This window comes from Streptosporangium sp. H13245 (assembly GCF_055690525.1).
This window is the reverse complement of the sequence record NZ_JBSZKT010000036.1, coordinates 1-18,626: the sequence shown is the minus strand read 5'-3', so window position 1 is coordinate 18,626 and position 18,626 is coordinate 1. Positions and strand designations below refer to the sequence as shown.

Sequence of the window (18,626 nt, the reverse complement as noted above, 5' to 3'; positions counted from 1 at the left end):
ACGTCACAACTAACAAACGTCAATGCCCCCCGCCCCGCCGCGACCCACCCCGGCACCGCGATGTCACCGGGCCCCGCGTGCTCCGCGTTCACCCGCCGACACGGATCCGGTCAGTCCTCGTAACCACCGGGAGCGCACAGGGTCCCGTCCCGCTCAACGATCTCCCGGGCGTTCTCGGAGAGACACTTGCGGTTCAACACACCGGACACCCCCTCCAACGCCTCGACCTCCTCGATCACCGCGTTCCAGTCGGTGCCGGGCCTCATCTTCAGGGTGTACGACTCCTTCATGTCCTCCGCATCGAGCATTTTGGCGAGCTTCTGGTTCAGCTCCTGGTGGTCCCCCTCCTGTCCCCGGCGGAGCAGCTCGGCGTAAGCCTTCTGCCTGTCCACGAAGGCGATCGCCTCCACCTGCGGCATCGCTCCGAGCGTCCGCTCGATCATCTTCTTGTCCCGGGCCGTGGCGGCCCTGCCACCCAGGATGGGGTCCGGCGGAGCACCCAGGCCACCGTCGTCCACGGCGAAGCCACCGCCGCCGCACCCGACCTCTGGCGAGTTGTCCGTGCAGAGCCACACCACGAGCTCGGGATCCCCTTCGCGCCACGACTCCCGGTCGCCCGTGGCGGCGAGCGTGGACGGCCGCTCCTCACCCGGCCCCCGTACGATCACCGTCGTCGTCACCACCACCGCGACGACGGTGGCCGCGACGGCGACCGCGGCCATCAGGCGCGGGAGCGGGCGGGACCATCGCCACGGCGCAGCCGGCGGGTCCGCCGCGGCGAGCCTCCGGCGCGAGCCGGGCAGCCGGATCGACCGCCGGGCCGCCCCCTTGAGCCTCCCGGCGGCGCCGTGTCCGGGCTTTCCGGCGACGCCGTGTCCGGACTCCCCGGCGGCGGCGCGAAGGCGGTCGAGCGCGAAGGCGACGGCCTCGGGCCGCGGAGCCGTCTGGGCCGTGGCCCGGTCGCGGAGCAGGTCCATCTCATCCATCGTGTCGTCTCCCCTTGCTCGCGACGTCCATGTTCAGAACTTCCCTGATCCGCTTGCGGGCCCGGTTCAGGCGAGACCCGACGGTGCCCGGGGGAATGCCCAGGGCGTCGGACACCTCCGCGTAGCTGAGCTCGCCGTACGCGACCAGCAGGAGCGCCTCCCGGTCACCGGCCTTCAGCACGGCGAGGGCGCCCGCCAGGCGGCGCTGCGCGTCGACGTCGGAGTCCACCGCCGACGCGCCCGAGCCGGTGACGGAGGCGTCCCTGGCTCGCTCCAGGGCGCGGTACAGGCGCACCTCGTCCCTGCGGTGCCGTCTGATCAGGTTGGTGGCGATGCCGAACAGCCACGCGCGCGCGTCACGACGGGACAGGTCGTAGCGCTCCCGCTGCCGGAAGGCCGCGAGAAACGTCTCCGCCGCGACGTCGTCCGCGGCGTCGGCGCCCAGCCTCGCGGAGGCGTACCGATGGATCGCGGCGAAGTGCCTGTGGAAGATCTCCGCGAACCGTTCCGGATCGCGCAGGGCCAGCCGGATCACGTCGGCGTCACTCGTGACGACGGACTCCCCCGGTACGGCGCCCCCGGCCAGGTCACCCGCATCGCCCACGTCGTCCGCGAAGAACGAGGCGGGAAGGACCAGGTCGGACAGGGCGCGATCAGGGGGACGATCGCTGTTGACTCTCATGCGGAGGATGCCTTTCGTGGGGCAACGGACGCTGTTATTGCCCGCAACCCGCCACCGTCTTCACGAGAAGGCTCGCACGACGTACCGGTATCCGATCCCTTACGCGAGTCGCCCGCAGTCGAGGTGCCCCAAACCCGGAAGCCCGCGAACCACGAACCAGAAGCCGAGAGCTGGGAGCCGGGAACCGGAAGCTGGGAGCCGGGAGCCCGCGAACCACGAGCCGGGAGCCAGGAGACAGGGGTACGCGGACCGGAGCCCGCACCCTTGAACGGGACCGGCGACCCGTGATAATTAGTTTAGCCTCCATCCAAATAAAGGAGTGGCCGTGGACTGGCCTGGGCGGTTCGGCGGGCTGTGCTACGGCGGGGACTACAACCCCGAGCAGTGGCCGGAGGAGGTCTGGAAGGAGGACGTCGCGCTGATGCGGCGGGCCGGGGTCAACCTGGTCAGCGTCGGGGTGTTCTCCTGGGCCCGGCTGGAGCCCTCACCCGGCGTCCACGACTTCGGGTGGCTCGACCGCGTCCTCGACCTGCTGCGCGACGGCGGGATCGGGGTCAACCTCGCCACCCCGACCGCCTCCCCGCCCCCCTGGTTCGGCCTGGCCCACCCCGACGCCCTCACCGTCACCTCCGACGGCGTCCGGCTCACCCACGGCAGCCGCGACACCTACTGCGTACACGCCCCGGCCTACCGCGCCGCCTCGGCCCGCATCGCCCGTACCCTCGCCGAGCGCTACCGCGACCACCCCACGCTCGCCATGTGGCACGTCCACAACGAGTACGGCACCACCTGCCACTGCGAGCACGCCGCCTCGGCCTTCCGCGCCTGGCTGCGCGCGCGGCACGGCACCCTGGACGCGCTCAACGACGCCTGGACCACCTCGTTCTGGAGCCAGCACTACTCCGCGTGGGAGCAGATCACCCCGCCCCGCGCCACCCAGTACCTGCCCAACCCCTCCCAGGTCCTCGACTTCCGCCGGTTCGTCTCCGACGCGATGCTCGACCACTTCCGCGAGCAGAAGGCGATACTGCGCGAGCTCACCCCGGACGTCCCGGTCACCACGAACTTCGTCCTCGGCGACTGGGTGCCGGTGAACCACCGGCACTGGGCGGCCGAGGTCGACCTCGTCGCGATCGACCACTACCCGTCGGCCGACCCACCCGCCGAGACCGCCTTCGCCGCCGACCTCGCCCGAAGCTGGGCCTCGCCCCCGAAACCCGCGTCAACCACCGACCTCACACACACCTCAACCGCGGCCCTGACCTCGGAGCAAGGTGCGGCCAAGCACAGCGCAGCCGAACGCGATGCGATCGGGGGCGATGCGGCCGGGCACAGCGCAGTCGGAAGCGATGCGATCAGGCGCGATGCGATCGGGCACAGTGCGGCCAGGCGCACCGTGCTCGGGGGCGATGCGATCGGGCACAGTGCGGCCGGGCGCGATGCGACTCGCGGAAAACCCTGGCTACTGATGGAGCAGGCGGTGGTCACCTACACCGGCCCCCGGATGCTCGCCAAGCGCCCCGGTGAGATCACCAGGCTGAGCCTGTCGCACATCGCGCGGGGCTCGCGGGGTGCCATGTTCTTCCAGTGGCGGGCCTCCCGGGGCGGCGCCGAACTCTGGTACGGCGGCATGGTCCCGCACGCCGGACCCGACTCGCGGATCTTCCGTGAGATCTGCGAGCTGGGCGCGCTCCTGCCGTCCCTGACGGACGCCTGCGCGGCCCCCGTCGAGGCCGGGGCCGCGATCCTCTGGGACGCCGAGGCGGGCTGGGCGCTCCAGTCCCCCGGCCTGCCCTCCACCGAGCTGAACTACGCCGAGACCGTACGCCAGGCCCACCGGGTGCTCTATCGGCACGGCGTCACCGCCGACCTCGTCCACCCCTCGGCCGACCTGTCGGCGTACCCGCTCGTGCTCGTCCCCGCCCTGTATCTCATCTCGGACGCCGACGCCGCCAACCTGCGCCGCTACGTCTCCAATGGCGGCACCCTCGTGGTGTCGTACCTCAGCGGCGTCACCGACGAACACGCCCGCGTCCGCCTCGGCGGCCACCCCGGCGCCCTCCGCGACCTCCTCGGCATCCGCGTCGAAGAGTTCCACCCCCTCCCTCCAGACGTCACCCTCCCCCTGTCCCCTCTCGGGAGTAACGACCATCCGGAAACCGGAACATTCTGGAGCGAACACCTCCACCTCGAAGGCGCCGAAGCCCTCGCCCTCTACACCGACCCGCACACTTCCGGCACCCCGCACACCTTCCACACCCCACTCGCCGGACAACCCGCCATCACCCGCCACCCCTACGGCTCCGGCACCGCCCTCTACATCTCCACCCGCCTCTCCGACCCCGCGTACGCCCGCCTGCTCGGCCTGAAACCAGCCCCCGTGGAACTCGTCCGTCGCGGCGAATGGCTCTTCACCATCAACCACGACAACAAAGAACACGAGGCGCACGGCCTGCGCCTGCCCCCGGGCGGTTTCTCCGTACGACCACATGGCGACTCGGAGCCTTGATCGTTGCGATCTCACCTACTCCGAAGGGACGGTACTGGCTGCTCAAAGCCCCAGGCGTAGGCAGCCTTCTCGGTCAGATTGCGATCCTCATCGACCTCGGAGGGACGGTGCTGGTGGCGACTGCGCGGACCTGGCGGGCATGGTGTTGTGGTTGCGATCCTCACTGATCCCGGAGGGACGGTGCTGGCCGCCCGGCGTGACCGCCTCGGGCAGCTTGTTGTGGTTGCGATCCTCACCGACCTCAGAGGGACAGTGCTGGTTGGGACGGACGTCCCCGAAAAGCGGAACACCCTCCGTTGCGATCCTCACCGACCTCAGAGGGACGGTGCTGGGAAGCCTCCTATGCGTCCTACCTCGCACGCCCCATGGTTGCGATCCTCACCGACCTCGGAGGGACGGTGCTGGGGCTTCCTCCTTCGTGGCGTACACGTCGTTGCCTTCCGGGTTGCGATCCTCACCGACCTCGGAGGGACGGTGCTGGCTGCCCCCCTCTATCAAAGAGGCACGCGCCATGCTTGTTGCGATCCTCACCGACCTCGGAGGGACGGTGCTGGAGTTTTTGAGCTGGGACGTTAGCCATTTCCCGAGGGGAGAAGCGTCTGACGAGTAAAAAAATGTCGGATTGATGCTGGTTTGCGGTTCGGAACAGGTCGCGTGTCGCGGGCATGCTTGGGGTTCCTAGATCATCAAAGGGGCTACGGGAGCGACGGCCTGCTCTAGGCGCAGATGTCCAGCATTATCCAGCGCTTGACCCCAGAGGGGCGGCACATATCGAGCAAGAAACCCTGCCCAAACATGCCATTTATCAACCGGCCAGGCAGATTCAGGAGCTTGATGTGAAAAAAGTACGCGGTGCCCCCGTCTCCCTCCGAAGGCGGGGGCACCGCCGCGACCAGTGTTCGACGACGCCATGCCCGGGGCGTTGTCTGGTCGCGTCCAGCCCCGCGAGCGGCCCCTGGTTGCGCACCACCGCTCGCGGGAGTCGGGCGCGTCGGCACAGGGAAGCGTGCCCTTCGTGCCGACGCGCTGCTCAGGGTGAGTTCACCGGCTCGGTGTAGTGCTCACCAAGCCGCTCGGCGATCCTGGCCGCGACCTGCGCCAGGTCATCCACCGACGCGTGGTCGGCAGGCTCCTCCCGATAGGCCGTACCCCAGCAGAAAAAGGTCCCGGCGTGGTCGGCCCACACGGTCAGCTTGGCGCCGATCACGAGGCGGGGTTGGCCCTCGTCGTAGGAGATCGCAGGATAGATGCGGTGGGTGTGCAGCTCGGTCCGCAGGCGCTGCAGTGCGGTGACGGCGGCGGAGCGCCAGGTGGCCGCGTTCAAGCGGTCACTCACCGGCGTGCCATAGGACGGAATCACAGCCGAGTCCCTTCGTCTGGGTGAGGGCATGGCCCCGAGATTCGTTGTGGCCGGTCCGGTGGATGGCCGGGGTGGGCGGGAGTTCGTTCCGGCGGCCTTGGGAGTGGTCGGCAGCGGTCCGCGCGGGCACCGTGGCACTGTCGGGCAGAGTTCGCCATAGGTCGAATTCCACCTGTCGCATCCGGTCCCACAGTTCAGCGGCACTGCCCGCGTGGACGGTACGGAAGCACGCCGGATCCCTGCACTTCCACGCTTCGAACCGCCGATATCTCGGGCTCCACCAGACCAGCCATCCGTACGCGTAGGTCCGCAGCTGCTCAGTGGCCAACGCCGCGGCGGTGTCAGCGTGGGACGACATGCTCGGCCAGCATCACGTCGGCCAGCAACGGCAACTCGCCGCCCAGCAGCGTGGTGACAGGGCGGGCCCGCAGGATCTCGTAATGCGCGGCGAGCCGTTCGGCGGCCGTACCCGGTTCCACAGCAGAACTGGGCACCAAGGCACCCGAGGAATTGCGTTCAGGGCCGGTCCACCAAAACCTCGCACCATCGGTGTAGGCCAGCAGCCCGTGGTAGACCGACACCACGGCCCGGCCGGAACGAAGCTCATGAGCATCGGCCGAGATACCGTGAACGCCGGCCAGGGCGGTAACCAGTTGTCCCGCGCGCTGCAAGGCAGAGGACCGCTCTCGGAGACCAGTAACATCATCGGTGCGGCCAGCCTCGACCCGCTCCGGGGTCGGCAAAGGCGACGAAGGCTCGATGGTGGCTGACGACGCAGCGGCACGCCCCGAAGAAGGAGGGGCATCGCAGCTGCTTTTGAGGATGGCGTCCTGGTCCGGGAACGCGTTCATGCTGCGACCTCCCGCCGGTAGGGCTCATACCAGCGAACCGGAGGAAGGTCCGGTGAGCGGCCCCGGCCGTGGGCGACGGTGGCCGTCACCTGCCGAGCGTGACGTCCGGGACGAGCCGAGGCGGGAACGATGGGTGGGTGGACCTTCAGCGGACGCGACGGGACCGCGGCGGGTAGCCGACCGCACAGGCCAAGACGTCGTCGCGTCGCCATCCGGGCATGCACCTGCTGGGGAGTGGGCTGCTCCCACAGATGGTCGTGGCGGTGGGGAAGGCTGCGTGCCTCGTGAGCGTAGGGGGCGTGTCCGCACCAGCGGCAACCAAGCGGCAGCGGCGGATTGTTCGCTCTCCAACGGATCCGGATAGCTCTAATGTTGGCCATGGGTCAGGACTCACTTCCTGATCAAGGACCCGTCCGGTCGTGGCAAGCGCCGGGCGGGTCCGCTCTTTGTCTGGCGGGACCTCCAAGTTTCCTGAGGCGGCACCGATGGATAAAGAGCCAAAAAAGTTAGCACGAGAGTGGCGCTTAACCTGGGCCTGAACCTGAGAGCCGTTTGCTTAGTTAGCTGTAACGGTTCCGATACAGCGCGTACGCTGTGACGGTCAGGCGCTTCGTCACTTCCTCGGGCGGATTCAGCTATGGAGCAAACCAGACCCAATCGGCGGCAACGCGCGTACCGCTCTCAGAAGCTTCGAGCTCGCGGCCTGACGTGGGAACAGGTTGCCGCAGTCTGGGAAACCGATTATCCGGAAGTTGGCCCTCGGGTCGCCTTCCGCTGGGCACACAACCTCAGTCATCAGGAAGTGGCCGATCGCTGGAACGCTCTGGACGCAGGCAACTCGACCATGGTCAAAGCACGCATCTACCAGTACGAGCACTGGCCCGCGAAAGGACGACGTCCGAGCGTGGCAGCGTTGCACTCCCTTGCCCGCATCTACCAGACACGAGGGCGGGCTCTGCTCACCGATGCCGAATATGTCCTATACAGCAGTAATGACTGCATAGAGATAGATCGCATCGACTACCGCCAAGCTGACCATAATTTCAGCAGAAATATCCATTCCCCGACCGGCGGGCTGCTTGCGTTTCCAGGAACTACCGAAGTAGCATCGCCAGCCCTCTCTCAGCTACGCGACCGACACCCTTTCCCTGATAGCGACAAACTATCTCTTTATGCCCGCGAGTCCAATCTCATCCTCGGCGAGGCCGAAACCAGCAACGTCGGCACCTCAACGATCGAGCGCCTCAATACGGATCTTCAGTACATCGCAGCCAGTTACCTGAAGATGCCCACAGGCCCACTCATGGCCGATGTGCGACGCGTCCGGGACGAGGCATTACGACTGTTGGAAGGACACCAGCCCCTACGGAGTCGTGGAGACCTCTACCTGATCGTCGGCTGGGCGATGACGTTCCTGGCATGGGTCAGCACCGATCTAAGCCGTCCCGATGCGGCTGAGGGTCACGCGCGAGCCGCGTGGCACTTCGCCCAGGAGTGTGGGCACAACGGACTGCTCGCCTGGGTATGTAAAACACGGCAAGTTGCCGCTTACTGGGATAATCGTAAACAGGACGCCTTACACCACGCCGAACTTGGGCTTCACTACGCCGTACGAGCAGGTGGGGAAACAGAGGTGATGCTGGCCAGTACCCTTGCCCTGGACTACGCCCGGCTAGGCCGCCTCGATAAGGCACAGGCCATGCTGCGCCACGCTCAGGAGGTCAAGCCAGGGCGGGAGGACCATCCCGGCGGGCCACTCAGCTGTACGCCGGAGCGGGCGCTGAGCTATTGGGCGGATGCGTATCTGATGCTGTCGGACCCAGGCCGGGCACTGGAGATGGCCAGTCGCAGCGTGGAGATATCCCAGGGAAAGCCCGAGCGGGCCCGCAACGTGGGAACCGAGCGGATGACCATGCTCCACATGGTCCGCGCTCACATGGACGCCGGAGCCCTGGACGGAGCGATGGAAGCACTCACCCCGGTCCTGGAAACCCCCTTGAATGCACGAGCAGCGCCTTTACTGATTCAGCTGGGGGAGGTCTCCGAGCGAATTCCCCTTGTGTTTCAAACCGGCGGACAGGGCAAGGCGATCAGAAATGCCATTAGCGCGTTTCGCGATGAGAAGTCACGTACAGAAAGGTGAACCCTTTGGCAGGAAACGACACTGAGACCCGCGATCACTGGTGGTGGCGGCCAGGCTGGCGCCCCGGTCGGAGCTTCTACACCTGGCACTTCCTCATGAAGGGCCAACCTGAATTGCATAAACTCGTAGCGCAGATGCGTCCTGACTTAGACAAACTAACGGCACTGGATCCCATACCGCCTCAATGGCTGCACATGACCACGCAGGGCGTCGGTTTCACCGACGAGGTCAGCGAGGAGGAATTGACGGCGATAGGTGCCGCAGTGACCAACCAGCTGTCCGACTTCGGTCCAATCCGCGTGACATTGGGTCCCATGGTGGTGGACGCCGAAGGCGTGCACCTGCCGGTACGCCCCACCGAGATCATGACCACAGTGCGCCAACTGATCCGCAAGGGCATTGGCGAGGTCTGGGGGCAGGACCGGATCCCGGAGGCGGATGAAAGCTTCTACCCGCACGTCACCCTCGCTTACGCCAACACCAGCGGTGTGTCACTGACTCTTATTCAGGAAACACTCGACCACCATGCTGAGGTAGTACCTCTCACCCTTACGCGCATCACCTTGATCGACTTAAACCGGGACGAGGGAATGTACCGCTGGAAGACCGTTCTGTCTTCGCCGCTGGACCATGTAGGCGGACATCATCAAAGAACATGATGTGACTAAGATGCTAGCGAGTATCACATAATAGGAATCTTACGAAGCGGGAGATTTTAGGTCATGGGTCTTCGTGATCCCCTGTCCGCTGAAGAGGTCGCACGGCGCCTGGCGTCGAGTGGCTGGTCTGGCGACACCAGCAAGATCAGCAGGACCTATTCGATCGACTATGACAGTGCGATGCTCGCCGTCGCAGAAATCGCACAGGTCGCTGTAGAACTCGAACATCGACCCGACATAGATATCCGCTGGGACTACTTACGGATCACTATAACCACGCACACAGCGGGCAATGTCGTGACGGAACTGGATTTTCTTCTTGCCATCCAAATCAACGAGATTATCGAAAAATACTGATCCACAAGAGCTTGACGCACGTACTAAATGACGTTTTATCCACGCGACCCGGTCGCCCGGTCCTGAAGGGCCGGTGCTGGCCCCAGCCAAGCCAGCCGCAGGGCCCACCCCAACACCGGTTGCAATCCCTCACCGATCCCGGAGGGAGGGTGCTGGCGATGAAGAGATCGGGCGCGCGGTCTGGTTCAAGGTGTTGCGATCCTCACCGATCCCGGAGGGAGGGTGCTGGCGACGGCTGGTTCGTCGACACCTACGTCAAGGCGTGGTTGCGATCCTCACCGATCCCGGAGGGAGGGTGCTGGACGACGAACGGCAGGCGCGGGCTGAGGCGCGGCGAGCGTTGCGATCCTCACCGATCCCGGAGGGAGGGTGCTGGCGGGGCGGTCCGGGTGACCTTGTGGCCGGTGGACGCGTTGCGATCCTCACCGATCCCGGAGGGAGGGTGCTGGAGTTCTTGACCTGGGACGTTCGCCATTTCTCGTACGAGCAATACCCAACAGGCAGGGAAAAGCGCCAGGTTGGTGGTGATTTGGGGTTCGGAACAGGTGGCGTGGCGTGGGCATGCTGGGGGTTCCTAGATCACCAAGGGGCCTCGGGGGTCGACGGCTCGCTGGAGACCCAGGTGTTCGACATCGTCCAGCGCCTGGGCTGGAAGACGGTAGATGCGTACCGTGTCGCTGCCGTGGTCGATGGTACGGCCAAGGGCCGCGACCAGGCGGAGCTTGTCCGCCTCGGAGCACACGACTTCGAAGACGGATTTCTGGACGCGGTGGCCGTAGCCCTCGCAGATCTTCGCGACCTTGCGCAGTCGTGCCTGCCCCTCTTTGGTGATGGTCTCCACGTCGTACGTGACCAACAGGTCCATGTCAGTTCACCGTCCAGGGGAGATACTCGTCCAGGTCACCGCGCAGGTGCCGGGCGAGCAGCCGAGCCTGGACAAGAGGCAGCAGTGCCGCGGGCACCTCGCGTTGCAGGTGAGCATGGGGCCAGGTCCGTTGGCGGCTGGCCTGCCAGGCGTTCAGGACGGTGCGCCGGGCGTTGTCGGTGAGACGGACCACGTCTCCGGGGAGGCGTTCGAAGTCGTTGTCGGTGAGCTCTTTGCGGTTGAGCATGGTCATGACGAGCCTGTCGGCCAGCAGTGGCCTGAACTCCTCCATCAGGTCCAGCGCGAGGGCGGGTTTCCCGGGCCGTACGCCGTGCAGGAATCCGATGTAGGGATCGAGTCCGGCCTGTTCCAGGGCACCGTGGACCGCGACGCGCAGCATGCCGTACAGGAATGACAGCAGGCAGTTGACCGGGTCGGCCGGGGGACGGCGGGTGCGCTGGAAGGGCGTTGCGGCGCCGGGGCACATAGCGGGCAGGGCGGCGAAGTAGTCGCGGGCCGCGATGCCTTCGGCACCCATCAGGATCGAGATGTCGTCGGCTCGGCTCGTTTGGGTGAGCGCGACGGCGTTGCGTTCGGCGGCTGCGCGAAGTGTGGCCTGTTTGGCACCGGTGGCGTCTCGCGCAGCCCTGAGTAGCACCTGTCGGCTGTTGTGGATCTTCCCGGCGACCATGCGCTGGGCGATGGAAAGTCGCCAGGCCTCATCGTCGTGGGCGCGGTGTTGGGAACGGCGTAGCAGCGGGTTCCCCGCCGTAGGGCCGCACACGCGAGCGCGGAAACGTCCGAAGCCGGTCAGCCAGCTGATACTGCGGCGGTCATCGGCGCAGCGCAACAGTAGGTCGTCGGTGATGGTGACGCCGCCGAACAACACCAGGTGGTCGATGCGCGCGAGCGGGAGGATCTTACGACCTGGCTGGTCGGGGTGGACGACGCGCAGGGTGTCGCTTTCCAGGTGCAGGCTGGTGCCGGGCGTCTGGACGTACAGGGTGTTGAGGAGTTCAGTCACGCCAGGCTCCCAGCGGACGGATGGCGAAGGGGTCGGTGGCCCGGTGCGATGTGTGGGTGAGTTCGGGCATGCAGTCGTCGCGGAGTGAGCAGCGGCGGCAACGACGGTCGTTGTGTGCGGGAGGGAGCTTGTCCTGGAGCAGGAGGTCACGCATCGCGACAGTGGCTTCCAGGGTGCGGGTGATCAGTTCGGGAGTAATGGATATCTGATGGCGGCGACGATCGGCGGCGGAGTAGATGTACCCCTCCGGTACGGCGTATCCGGCCTCTGCCAGGCAGACGGCCTGCCCCGCGAGCTGGAGATCGGCCGGCCCCTGAGGGTGATAGGGGCCGACCTTGTACTCCACGGGCGTGGCCTGGTCGCCGTCGATCTCCACCAGGTCGCAGACACCGTGCAGGCCGTGAACGCGGCTGCGAACCGGTAGGGATCGCACCAGGGCCACCCCGCGGCGCCGACGGGTTCCCGGCAGGTCGACGGCGGCGTGCGCGAGTTCGCCGCGTACGGTGTCGACGTTGTCCGTCCAGGTGGCCTCGACATGGATCAAAGCCGCCTGACGACGACAGTAGGCAAGGTGCTCCAGGGCCGACAGCGGGATGCTGACGAGCTCCCCGTCGCCGGTGGTCAGGGCCACAGATCCAAGGCTGCCCAGAAAGCAACGCCTTCCGGCAGGTCGTCATTGGCGATGACACGCTGGTAGTCGGTGTAGTGGCGCGGTGGCTTCTCAGCGTCGGCTCGCTCCACCCGGACACGGCTGGAGAGGGCGGCCGCGGGTGCCACGCCGAGGGCGTTGGGGTGGCTGTAGACGTACAGGCCGCACAGTCTCATCTCTCCGCGTGCGGCGGAGCGGTCGTGGTCGAACATCAAGGTCAGGGCCGACCACAGGGTTTGCAGGTCTTCGCCGGTGACGCCGGTCTTGGCCGCGCGTCCGGCGGAGTAGAAGGCGTGGGCCCGATAGAGCCCGTAGGGGAGGGTCCATTTGGAACCCATCTCGGTACGCTTACCGGAGTCGAGGTCTTCCTGCCTGGTGGGAGTGACCCTGGTGATGGCGTTGTCACTGGGGAGCACCGGGTCCAGGCTGCGGGCGAAGGTGAACTGCAGGGGACCGCGCACCTGCCCCGCACCGGCGGTCTTGCTTCCTTCTTCCTTCTTGCCTGTGCTGAGCACGGCACCGAAGAGGCGGATGTCGACGTAGCGTTCGCACAGCCAGCGCTGCTGCTCCTCGGTCGACCCCTTGGTGGTGGTACGAGCCTGCTCGATGCGCGGGTTGAGGGCGTGTCCGGCCTCGACGAAGATGCCGTAGCGGTCGTCTCCGGGCTTGATCTGGGGGATGACATCACGGATCTTGCGTTTGAGCGCGACGTCGGTGACCAGGCCCTGGCCGGTCTCGTCGTCGGTACGTGGCTGGTTGCCCGCGTCCGGGTCGCCGTTGGGGTTGCCATCGGTGACGTCGAACAGCAGCACGATGTCGTGCCGGACGGCCGGGTCCAGGTGTGCGCTCATGCTCGTGCTCCTTCTTGCGAGGCGGGGACGGGAGCGGGCTGCGGGTCAGCGGCTTTGGCCGCTTTGCTGGCGATGCGTTCGGCTCGTGTGGTGGCACGTTGGTGGTGGTAGCCCAGGATGAAGGCCGCCTGGTCGGCCAGGACGGCGCCGTGCGGGATACCTCCGGCGACCGCCAACTGGGAGAACAGGTCGTCCAGGGTTTCCTGGGCGCGGTGAGCCCAGCCCGGCTGGTCGCGACGCAGCCGTTTGAGCCAGGCCCGCGCGTCCTTCCTGCCCGCGACCAGCGCTACGGCCGGACTGGTCACCGCCCGGCTGAAGTAGCGGTCGGTGAAAGTGACGTTGGGGGCGTCGTCGCCGCCTGCGCGGGAGGCGGAGAGCTGTACGTCTTCGAGGACGGCGAAGAGCCTGCCTGCCAGGTAGGACGGCTGGTGGTGATCGGTGTTGAGCAGGGGCATGTACGCCTCCGGATGGGAGATGCCACGGCGTCGGACCAGCGCCAGTCTCAGCAGGGCGGCGCGTTCGGTGTCCAGGCGGCCATCGGCGCGGATTCGTTGGACCACGTGGGCCAGCAGCTTGGGCGGCAACGGTTTGTTCAGCAGGGCGGTACGAAGCAGCCCTTGGTACAGGCCGTCGGGGCGATCTGCCCCGGAGGCGCCGAAAGCGGCGTACATCTTGCGGTCACCGAGCCACCTGCCACCGGCCGATGCCATCTGGCGCAACCTGACGTAGCGGACCTCTCCGGTCCAGGCGTCGGTGACGGCGTGGTCGGTGAACCAGGCCGCGAGATTGTCCTGGATCCGGGCCAGGGGCAGTTCGATCCAGTCACGGATCATGACGCGGGAGACGTTGCCTCCGATGGTGACCGCACAGAAGGTGCTCAGGTCCTCCTGTGCCAACGAGGCCGCCTGTCTGCCGCGCACCGCGGCGCCCAGAATGCGGGCCACCTGTTCGGGATGAGCGCGGGGATTATCCAGCGGATCCAGGGTGAGGTCGGTTTCACCGGTGACCCACCAGGCCAAACGGGTGTTCTGCCCGGTCAGCGCGCTTCTCCACTGGTGGTCCAGCAGACTTTCCAGGGCGCCCATCGCCGCCAGGCCACACTGTACGCAGATCGGGGTGTGGGTCAGTTGCTCCTGCAGGGCGAAACCGTGGGTGGCCTTGTTCACGCTGACCAGGGACGCGCTCTGACTGGCATGTGGCACCAGCCGCGCGGGCAACTGCTGGGGAATGGTTTTCAGCAGCTCCCCGATCTGCCCGCAGACCAGACACAGTCCGCTGTTTCCCGATGCCTTGCGCGAGGAGGCCACCGTGGCCCAGAACCGACGGGCCGACTCGGTCTCGTGCAGGAAGGCGCCTCCGGGTACCGAATCCTGGTGGACTCGTACCACGATCAGATCCCCTCGCCCCCACCCCTCCTGTTCGGCGAATCGCTCCGCGTGCCCCTCGGTCAGGAAGCGGTGCAGCGCCGTAGCTGGAGAGCCCGGATCGGCTTTCACCCACTGACCGGTCAGGTCGGCGAAGGCCTGATGGGCTCTGGCCACCCGGTCGGGTTTGGCGTCTTTGGCGACCCAGCCCAGCAGATACTCCGGACTGTCCACGGCGATCTTCGGAGCGATGCCCGAGGTCTTGGTGATCGAGGGCACCACGTACTCGATACCGTTCTTACGCAGCGGATCACCAGGATCGGCCAGGGACGTCAGCGTGGACGACAGCGGGGAGCCGTCGGCCCGCAACTCCAGGATCCACCGGACTTTCTGCGCCTTGTAGAACGGCGGTGGCACCGTCGAACCGTCACGGGCGTACTCCACCAGGCGCTTCAGCAGCATCAGCCACCGCCGGCCGAGACCGCCGGAACCTGGATCCCACGCTCGGGCACGTGCAGCACACCGCTGTCCAGCCGGGCGGTGAACCACTCCATCTGGATCGGCGGCCCGAAATGGATGGTGTGCAGCATCACCCCGAGGTCCTCGGTCCGGGTGATCGGCGGCGTGTCGTCGGGGTCGCCGAAGTCCGCGCTGAACTCCTTGGCGCCCAGGAAGGGCTGGTGGAAGCAGGAACCTCGGGTCACCCTGCGCCGGAACTGAGCCCGGTAGGCGGCGGCGTTCTTGTCGGCCTGCGCATCGGCCTCGATGTGGGCGTGAATCCGATAGGCGACGTCACGCAGGCACACGGCGTTGCGCTGGTCACGGTTGGCCGCGGTGTCCACCCGATCTCCGCGCAGCGCCCCGGCCATCGACACCACCTGATGGGTCTCGTTGCGGCGGATGGTGAACTGCCTGATCGGCTTGAGCACCTCAATGGCCACGATTCGGTAGCGCATCTGCGGCTTCCAGAAAATCGCCTCCAGCACTCCCCTGGCCGCGGTCGGTGTCATCACCGGATACGTCAGCCGCTCGGCCTTCAACTCCGGCCGCGAGAACAACGCGCCCTCCCCCGCGACCTGCACCACCACCGGAGGGGTGCCATCGGAGGAGCGCGGCAACTGCAATGGGGGTCTGACCTTGTTCAACAGACGAACTCCTCGGTGTGGGGGTCGAGTTCGATGCCGGTGTGGGAGTCGTAGCCGCCGATCCACTCGGCAAGGGAGCCGGGGCGCCCGGGGTCGCCGATGATCGGCTTCATCAGGGCGATCACTCCTGGCCTCCGCAGCGCGGAGGGGTGCACGGTGACCACGTAGGGCTGGAGCAGTCGCAAGTCGGCCCCGTCAGGGCGGGCTGCGGTACGGACCCGTTCCACGACCTGGCCGATGAGTTCTCGCTGCTCCTCGTCGACGGCTCCCGCTGCGGTCACGACGCTGACACCGTCATCGGTGATCATGCGGAAGGCGTGGCGGCGGTCGCGGACACCGGTGACGGGATCGGCCGGACCGTCGGTCACCGCGGGAAAGTCCAGCATGCTCCTGGCATCCTGGATCCGCTGACCGGCACTGCGTGGATCCTCCAGGTTCAACGCGCCGTACACCGACCGGTAGTAACCACGCAGCGCGGCGAGGTTGTCGGGATCGGCCTTACCGGGGCCGAAGTACAGGCGGGTGGCCGCCAGCAGGGTTTTGTACGCCTGCGGGTGACCGGCGTCTTCGGGGTCGATGATGACCACCCTCCCCAGGCCGGGCAGGTTGCCCTCGCGGTTGGCCCGTCCCGCCGCCTGAAGCAAGGAGTCGGCCGGAGCCATGATCCGGTAGACGAGGGGGAAGTCGACGTCGACTCCGGCCTCGATCAACTGCGTCGACACCAAAAGCACCGGCAGTCCGTCGGCGAGCCGGCCACGGACCTCTTCCAGCACGCGGCGCCGGTGCGCGGAGCACATCCGCGTCGACAGGTGCCAGGCGACGCCTTCGGGCACCTGAGCGTGCCAGCTGTGGAACACCGTATGGGCGTCGGCGGTGATGTTGACCACGACCAGCGCCTGCCGGTGAGCGGCTGCGTCGTCGGCGAGTTGAGCCAGGGTGGGACCGGGGTCGATCCGCCACTCGAATTCAACCCGTCGCAGCCGAGCCACCAGAGCGGCGGGATCAGCGACGATCTCGGTCGCCGGGAGTGTTCTGAAGGGACTCAGGTGCCAGAAGTCCGGCTGGGTGGCCGAGGTGAGAAGCACAGTCGTCCCGAAATGGTCGACCAGTGTCCGAAGGGCCTCCAGGATCGGGACCAGCATCTGGTGCGGGAGTGACTGGACCTCGTCCAGCACGATCACCGCCCCTGCCAACCGGTGCAGCCGTCGCATCGCGGCTGGCTTCCGGTCGAACAGCGACTCGAAGAGCCGGACGGTGGTCGTCACGACGAAAGGGGCGTCCCAGTTCTCCGCTGCCAGCCGGGCCCAGCGGTTGGTCGGCTCGTCCAGGTTGACCCCGCTGTGGTGCTCCAGTACGACCTGCGACTCCTGTGGGATCTCCAGCAGGCGCCGATAGACACCGGCGTTCTGCTCGGTGATCGTCAGGAATGGGACCGCGACGACCACCCGGCGACGATCGTGCGTGGCGGCGTGATGCAGCGCGAACCCTCCGGCTGAGATCGTCTTCCCGACTCCGGTGGGCGCGGCCAACCGGAAGATGCTGGGCTTGGCGTCGGCGGCGCGCACACACGCCCGGTAGACCTCCTCCCGCTCCGCGTCGATGGCGGAACGTTCGGGGCGATCGTCCAACAGGGCCGCGCGTTTCTTCTCGAACCTGTCGCGCAGGTGAGCGAAATCAGCGTCGGGACGTACGACAGGATAAGAGGCATCCGCGAAATGGGCTGCGGTATCCAGAAAGTCCGCGTCGCACAGCGCACTGAAGCTCAGTCGCAATGCCATCTCCCGCACCAGCGGCTGGCGCCATGCGAGGGGAATCGCGATAGGGCCGTTATCGGTCAGCTCGGGAAGAAAATCGCTTCCCAGAACCGTTAGCGCGTCGGCCTCCCGGTCGCGATCCGCCTTCGTCGTATTGTCCAGTCGCTCACGCAATGCATGCGGATCCGTGAGCCCGCCGTGGTGACCGGCTATCGCCAGGGCGAAGGATCCCAGCCCGCGCTCCCGAGCCATACGGGCCCCCAGCGTCTTGTGATCGATGCCCACCGGCCGCCCGGTTCCCGACACCTCCACCAGGCGTTTCTGCCAATCACCGGAAGCCTTGCCGCAGTCGTGCAGCATGCCCAGCCACCAGGCGACGCGATCTCCGCCGAACCCCTTGGCGAAGCGAGCCGCCAGCTCCGCCGTGCCCCGCAAGTGATCGGTCAGCAAGTGCCAGTGCCGCAGCCGGTCACTCTCACTATGAGCAAAAACCACGATGTCGAAATCCTCACCAACCCGTAAGGAGCGGTACCGAAGCGAAAAACAACCGCCTCACCATAACAGGAGCGAAGGGGTTAATTACATCAAAAAAAACATGAAATTGATTCAGAACTTCGCGTCCCGCAAACCGTGATCAACGTTCACGAATGCATAAAATATACACAAAAAGGAATAATTAACCATTTATGCAACACACGGATCAACCGAAGGCAAATTCGACACAAATAGGAAATTGATCATTCGTCAATATTCTCAATAACGAGAAAGGCATCTACCGGACCCAAAGCTCGCCAACGTCCCAAAAGTCCATGGATCTTGATGGCGTGGACAACACGAGAGGTGTTCTCTACTCAAAAGCGGCTTCGGTACGAGTCAACCGATTTCAGACGGTATAGACGGGTGACGCGGCTCCCCTGGGAGCCAAAGAAGATCTCGAAGGAAGAACTGCTTGCGACGCTTCCGCGAGCAGGAGACGGCGCTGCGCAGGCCCCCGACGTCCCGGTCGCTACGAACTTCGCCGTAATCCAAAATCCGCCAATTAACGATCATCTTCACCCCCGGAGGGACGGTGCTGGACTCTCACCCGGGGATGGGGCAATCAGGCCCGCTCTGACGTTGCGATCCTCACCGACCCCGGAGGGACGGTGCTGGCCGAGCGTGGGCGCGGGCGTGGCCTACGTCAGGGAGGAGTTGCGATCCTCGCCGACCCCGGAGGGACGGTGCTGGTCCTCGGTCCGGCTGGCCCACTTCTTCCAGTCGTGAGCGTTGCAATTCTCACCGACCCCGGAGGGACGGTGCTGGGGCCCGGCATGCTTCTCCGAGACGGCGCGATCTACGTGTTGCGATTCTCACCGACCCCGGAGGGACGGTGCTGGCCGCGATCACCTGCACAAGGTCACTACTCGTCTCGCCCGTGTTGCGATTCT

The 18,626-nt window shown here is 66.3% G+C and carries 15 protein-coding genes and 2 CRISPR repeat arrays; of the genes, 4 read left to right on the top strand and 11 right to left on the bottom strand.

Going from position 1 to position 18,626, the window contains the following annotated elements; translation table 11 throughout:
- Window positions 1–110 precede the first annotated feature (110 nt).
- Both ACW9TB_RS32305 and ACW9TB_RS32300 read right to left on the bottom strand, forming a co-directional pair.
- A complete protein-coding gene (locus ACW9TB_RS32305; RefSeq protein WP_472751890.1) occupies window positions 111–986 on the bottom strand; it encodes a permease-like cell division protein FtsX in 876 nt (291 codons plus the stop codon).
- Window positions 979–1,668: an RNA polymerase sigma factor gene (locus ACW9TB_RS32300; RefSeq protein WP_472751889.1), complete on the bottom strand. Its 690-nt coding sequence runs from the start codon at window positions 1,666–1,668 to the stop codon at window positions 979–981. The genes ACW9TB_RS32305 and ACW9TB_RS32300 overlap by 8 nt, the downstream gene beginning before the upstream one ends.
- A gap of 325 nt (window positions 1,669–1,993) precedes the next feature.
- Here ACW9TB_RS32300 and ACW9TB_RS32295 point away from each other — a divergent pair, with 325 nt between their 5' ends.
- Complete coding sequence (locus tag ACW9TB_RS32295; RefSeq protein WP_472751888.1) at window positions 1,994–4,177, top strand: beta-galactosidase; 2,184 nt, start codon at window positions 1,994–1,996, stop codon at window positions 4,175–4,177.
- 77 nt (window positions 4,178–4,254) lie between these two features.
- Window positions 4,255–4,731: direct repeats of the CRISPR family, unit length 37 nt; unit sequence GTTGCGATCCTCACCGACCTCGGAGGGACGGTGCTGG.
- A 476-nt stretch (window positions 4,732–5,207) separates the two neighbouring features.
- On the opposite strand, the gene ACW9TB_RS32290 is transcribed toward ACW9TB_RS32295, so the two are convergent.
- Together ACW9TB_RS32290 and ACW9TB_RS32285 are read right to left on the bottom strand one after the other, a co-directional pair.
- Window positions 5,208–5,513 (bottom strand): hypothetical protein, encoded by a 306-nt coding sequence (locus ACW9TB_RS32290; protein WP_472751887.1) that lies wholly within the window; start codon window positions 5,511–5,513, stop codon window positions 5,208–5,210.
- Between the two features lie 365 nt (window positions 5,514–5,878).
- Complete coding sequence (locus ACW9TB_RS32285) at window positions 5,879–6,388, bottom strand: hypothetical protein (RefSeq protein WP_472751886.1); 510 nt, start codon at window positions 6,386–6,388, stop codon at window positions 5,879–5,881.
- Window positions 6,389–7,025: 637 nt separating this feature from the next.
- Between ACW9TB_RS32285 and ACW9TB_RS32280 the strand changes: the two genes are divergently transcribed.
- The 3 genes from ACW9TB_RS32280 (at window position 7,026) to ACW9TB_RS32270 (ending at window position 9,547) form a co-directional block, all read left to right on the top strand.
- Window positions 7,026–8,531: a tetratricopeptide repeat protein gene (locus ACW9TB_RS32280; RefSeq protein ID WP_472751885.1), complete on the top strand. Its 1,506-nt coding sequence runs from the start codon at window positions 7,026–7,028 to the stop codon at window positions 8,529–8,531.
- A gap of 5 nt (window positions 8,532–8,536) precedes the next feature.
- On the top strand, window positions 8,537–9,190 hold the full coding sequence (locus ACW9TB_RS32275) for a 2'-5' RNA ligase family protein (protein ID WP_472751884.1): 654 nt from the start codon (window positions 8,537–8,539) through the stop codon (window positions 9,188–9,190).
- Window positions 9,191–9,253: 63 nt separating this feature from the next.
- Window positions 9,254–9,547, top strand: coding sequence for a 4a-hydroxytetrahydrobiopterin dehydratase (locus ACW9TB_RS32270; protein ID WP_472751883.1), 294 nt, complete (start codon window positions 9,254–9,256; stop codon window positions 9,545–9,547).
- Between the two features lie 119 nt (window positions 9,548–9,666).
- Window positions 9,667–9,996: direct repeats of the CRISPR family, unit length 37 nt; unit sequence GTTGCGATCCTCACCGATCCCGGAGGGAGGGTGCTGG.
- A 125-nt stretch (window positions 9,997–10,121) separates the two neighbouring features.
- Here the strand turns inward: ACW9TB_RS32270 and cas2 are convergent.
- From cas2 to cas3, 7 genes are read right to left on the bottom strand one after another with little or no spacing between them, the layout of a single operon-like run.
- Complete coding sequence (gene cas2 / locus ACW9TB_RS32265; RefSeq protein WP_472751882.1) at window positions 10,122–10,412, bottom strand: CRISPR-associated endonuclease Cas2; 291 nt, start codon at window positions 10,410–10,412, stop codon at window positions 10,122–10,124.
- Window position 10,413: 1 nt separating this feature from the next.
- Window positions 10,414–11,436: a type I-C CRISPR-associated endonuclease Cas1c gene (gene cas1c, locus ACW9TB_RS32260; protein ID WP_472751881.1), complete on the bottom strand. Its 1,023-nt coding sequence runs from the start codon at window positions 11,434–11,436 to the stop codon at window positions 10,414–10,416.
- A complete protein-coding gene (gene cas4, locus ACW9TB_RS32255; protein WP_472751880.1) occupies window positions 11,429–12,067 on the bottom strand; it encodes a CRISPR-associated protein Cas4 in 639 nt (212 codons plus the stop codon). Before cas4 ends, cas1c begins: the two co-directional genes overlap by 8 nt.
- Window positions 12,058–12,936: a type I-C CRISPR-associated protein Cas7/Csd2 gene (gene cas7c, locus ACW9TB_RS32250; RefSeq protein ID WP_472751879.1), complete on the bottom strand. Its 879-nt coding sequence runs from the start codon at window positions 12,934–12,936 to the stop codon at window positions 12,058–12,060. The genes cas4 and cas7c overlap by 10 nt, the downstream gene beginning before the upstream one ends.
- Window positions 12,933–14,762: a type I-C CRISPR-associated protein Cas8c/Csd1 gene (gene cas8c, locus ACW9TB_RS32245; protein ID WP_472751878.1), complete on the bottom strand. Its 1,830-nt coding sequence runs from the start codon at window positions 14,760–14,762 to the stop codon at window positions 12,933–12,935. The genes cas7c and cas8c overlap by 4 nt, the downstream gene beginning before the upstream one ends.
- The gene (gene cas5c, locus ACW9TB_RS32240; protein WP_472751877.1) at window positions 14,762–15,445 is read right to left on the bottom strand and encodes a type I-C CRISPR-associated protein Cas5c; all 684 of its coding nucleotides are present in this window, start codon (window positions 15,443–15,445) and stop codon (window positions 14,762–14,764) included. The genes cas8c and cas5c overlap by 1 nt, the downstream gene beginning before the upstream one ends.
- Window positions 15,442–17,694: a CRISPR-associated helicase Cas3' gene (gene cas3, locus ACW9TB_RS32235; protein ID WP_472751876.1), complete on the bottom strand. Its 2,253-nt coding sequence runs from the start codon at window positions 17,692–17,694 to the stop codon at window positions 15,442–15,444. The genes cas5c and cas3 overlap by 4 nt, the downstream gene beginning before the upstream one ends.
- Window positions 17,695–18,626: the final 932 nt, after the last annotated feature.

What these genes read in the sequence shown, in the direction of transcription:
- cas7c (WP_472751879.1), bottom strand. Translation starts at nt 12,936, where the DNA reads ATGAGCGCACACCTGGACCCGGCCGTCCGGCACGACATCGTGCTGCTG.
- ACW9TB_RS32285 (WP_472751886.1), bottom strand. Translation starts at nt 6,388, where the DNA reads ATGAACGCGTTCCCGGACCAGGACGCCATCCTCAAAAGCAGCTGCGAT.
- ACW9TB_RS32280 (WP_472751885.1), top strand. Translation starts at nt 7,026, where the DNA reads ATGGAGCAAACCAGACCCAATCGGCGGCAACGCGCGTACCGCTCTCAG.
- cas8c (WP_472751878.1), bottom strand. Translation starts at nt 14,762, where the DNA reads ATGCTGCTGAAGCGCCTGGTGGAGTACGCCCGTGACGGTTCGACGGTG.
- cas2 (WP_472751882.1), bottom strand. Translation starts at nt 10,412, where the DNA reads ATGGACCTGTTGGTCACGTACGACGTGGAGACCATCACCAAAGAGGGG.
- ACW9TB_RS32305 (WP_472751890.1), bottom strand. Translation starts at nt 986, where the DNA reads ATGGATGAGATGGACCTGCTCCGCGACCGGGCCACGGCCCAGACGGCT.
- ACW9TB_RS32270 (WP_472751883.1), top strand. Translation starts at nt 9,254, where the DNA reads ATGGGTCTTCGTGATCCCCTGTCCGCTGAAGAGGTCGCACGGCGCCTG.
- ACW9TB_RS32300 (WP_472751889.1), bottom strand. Translation starts at nt 1,668, where the DNA reads ATGAGAGTCAACAGCGATCGTCCCCCTGATCGCGCCCTGTCCGACCTG.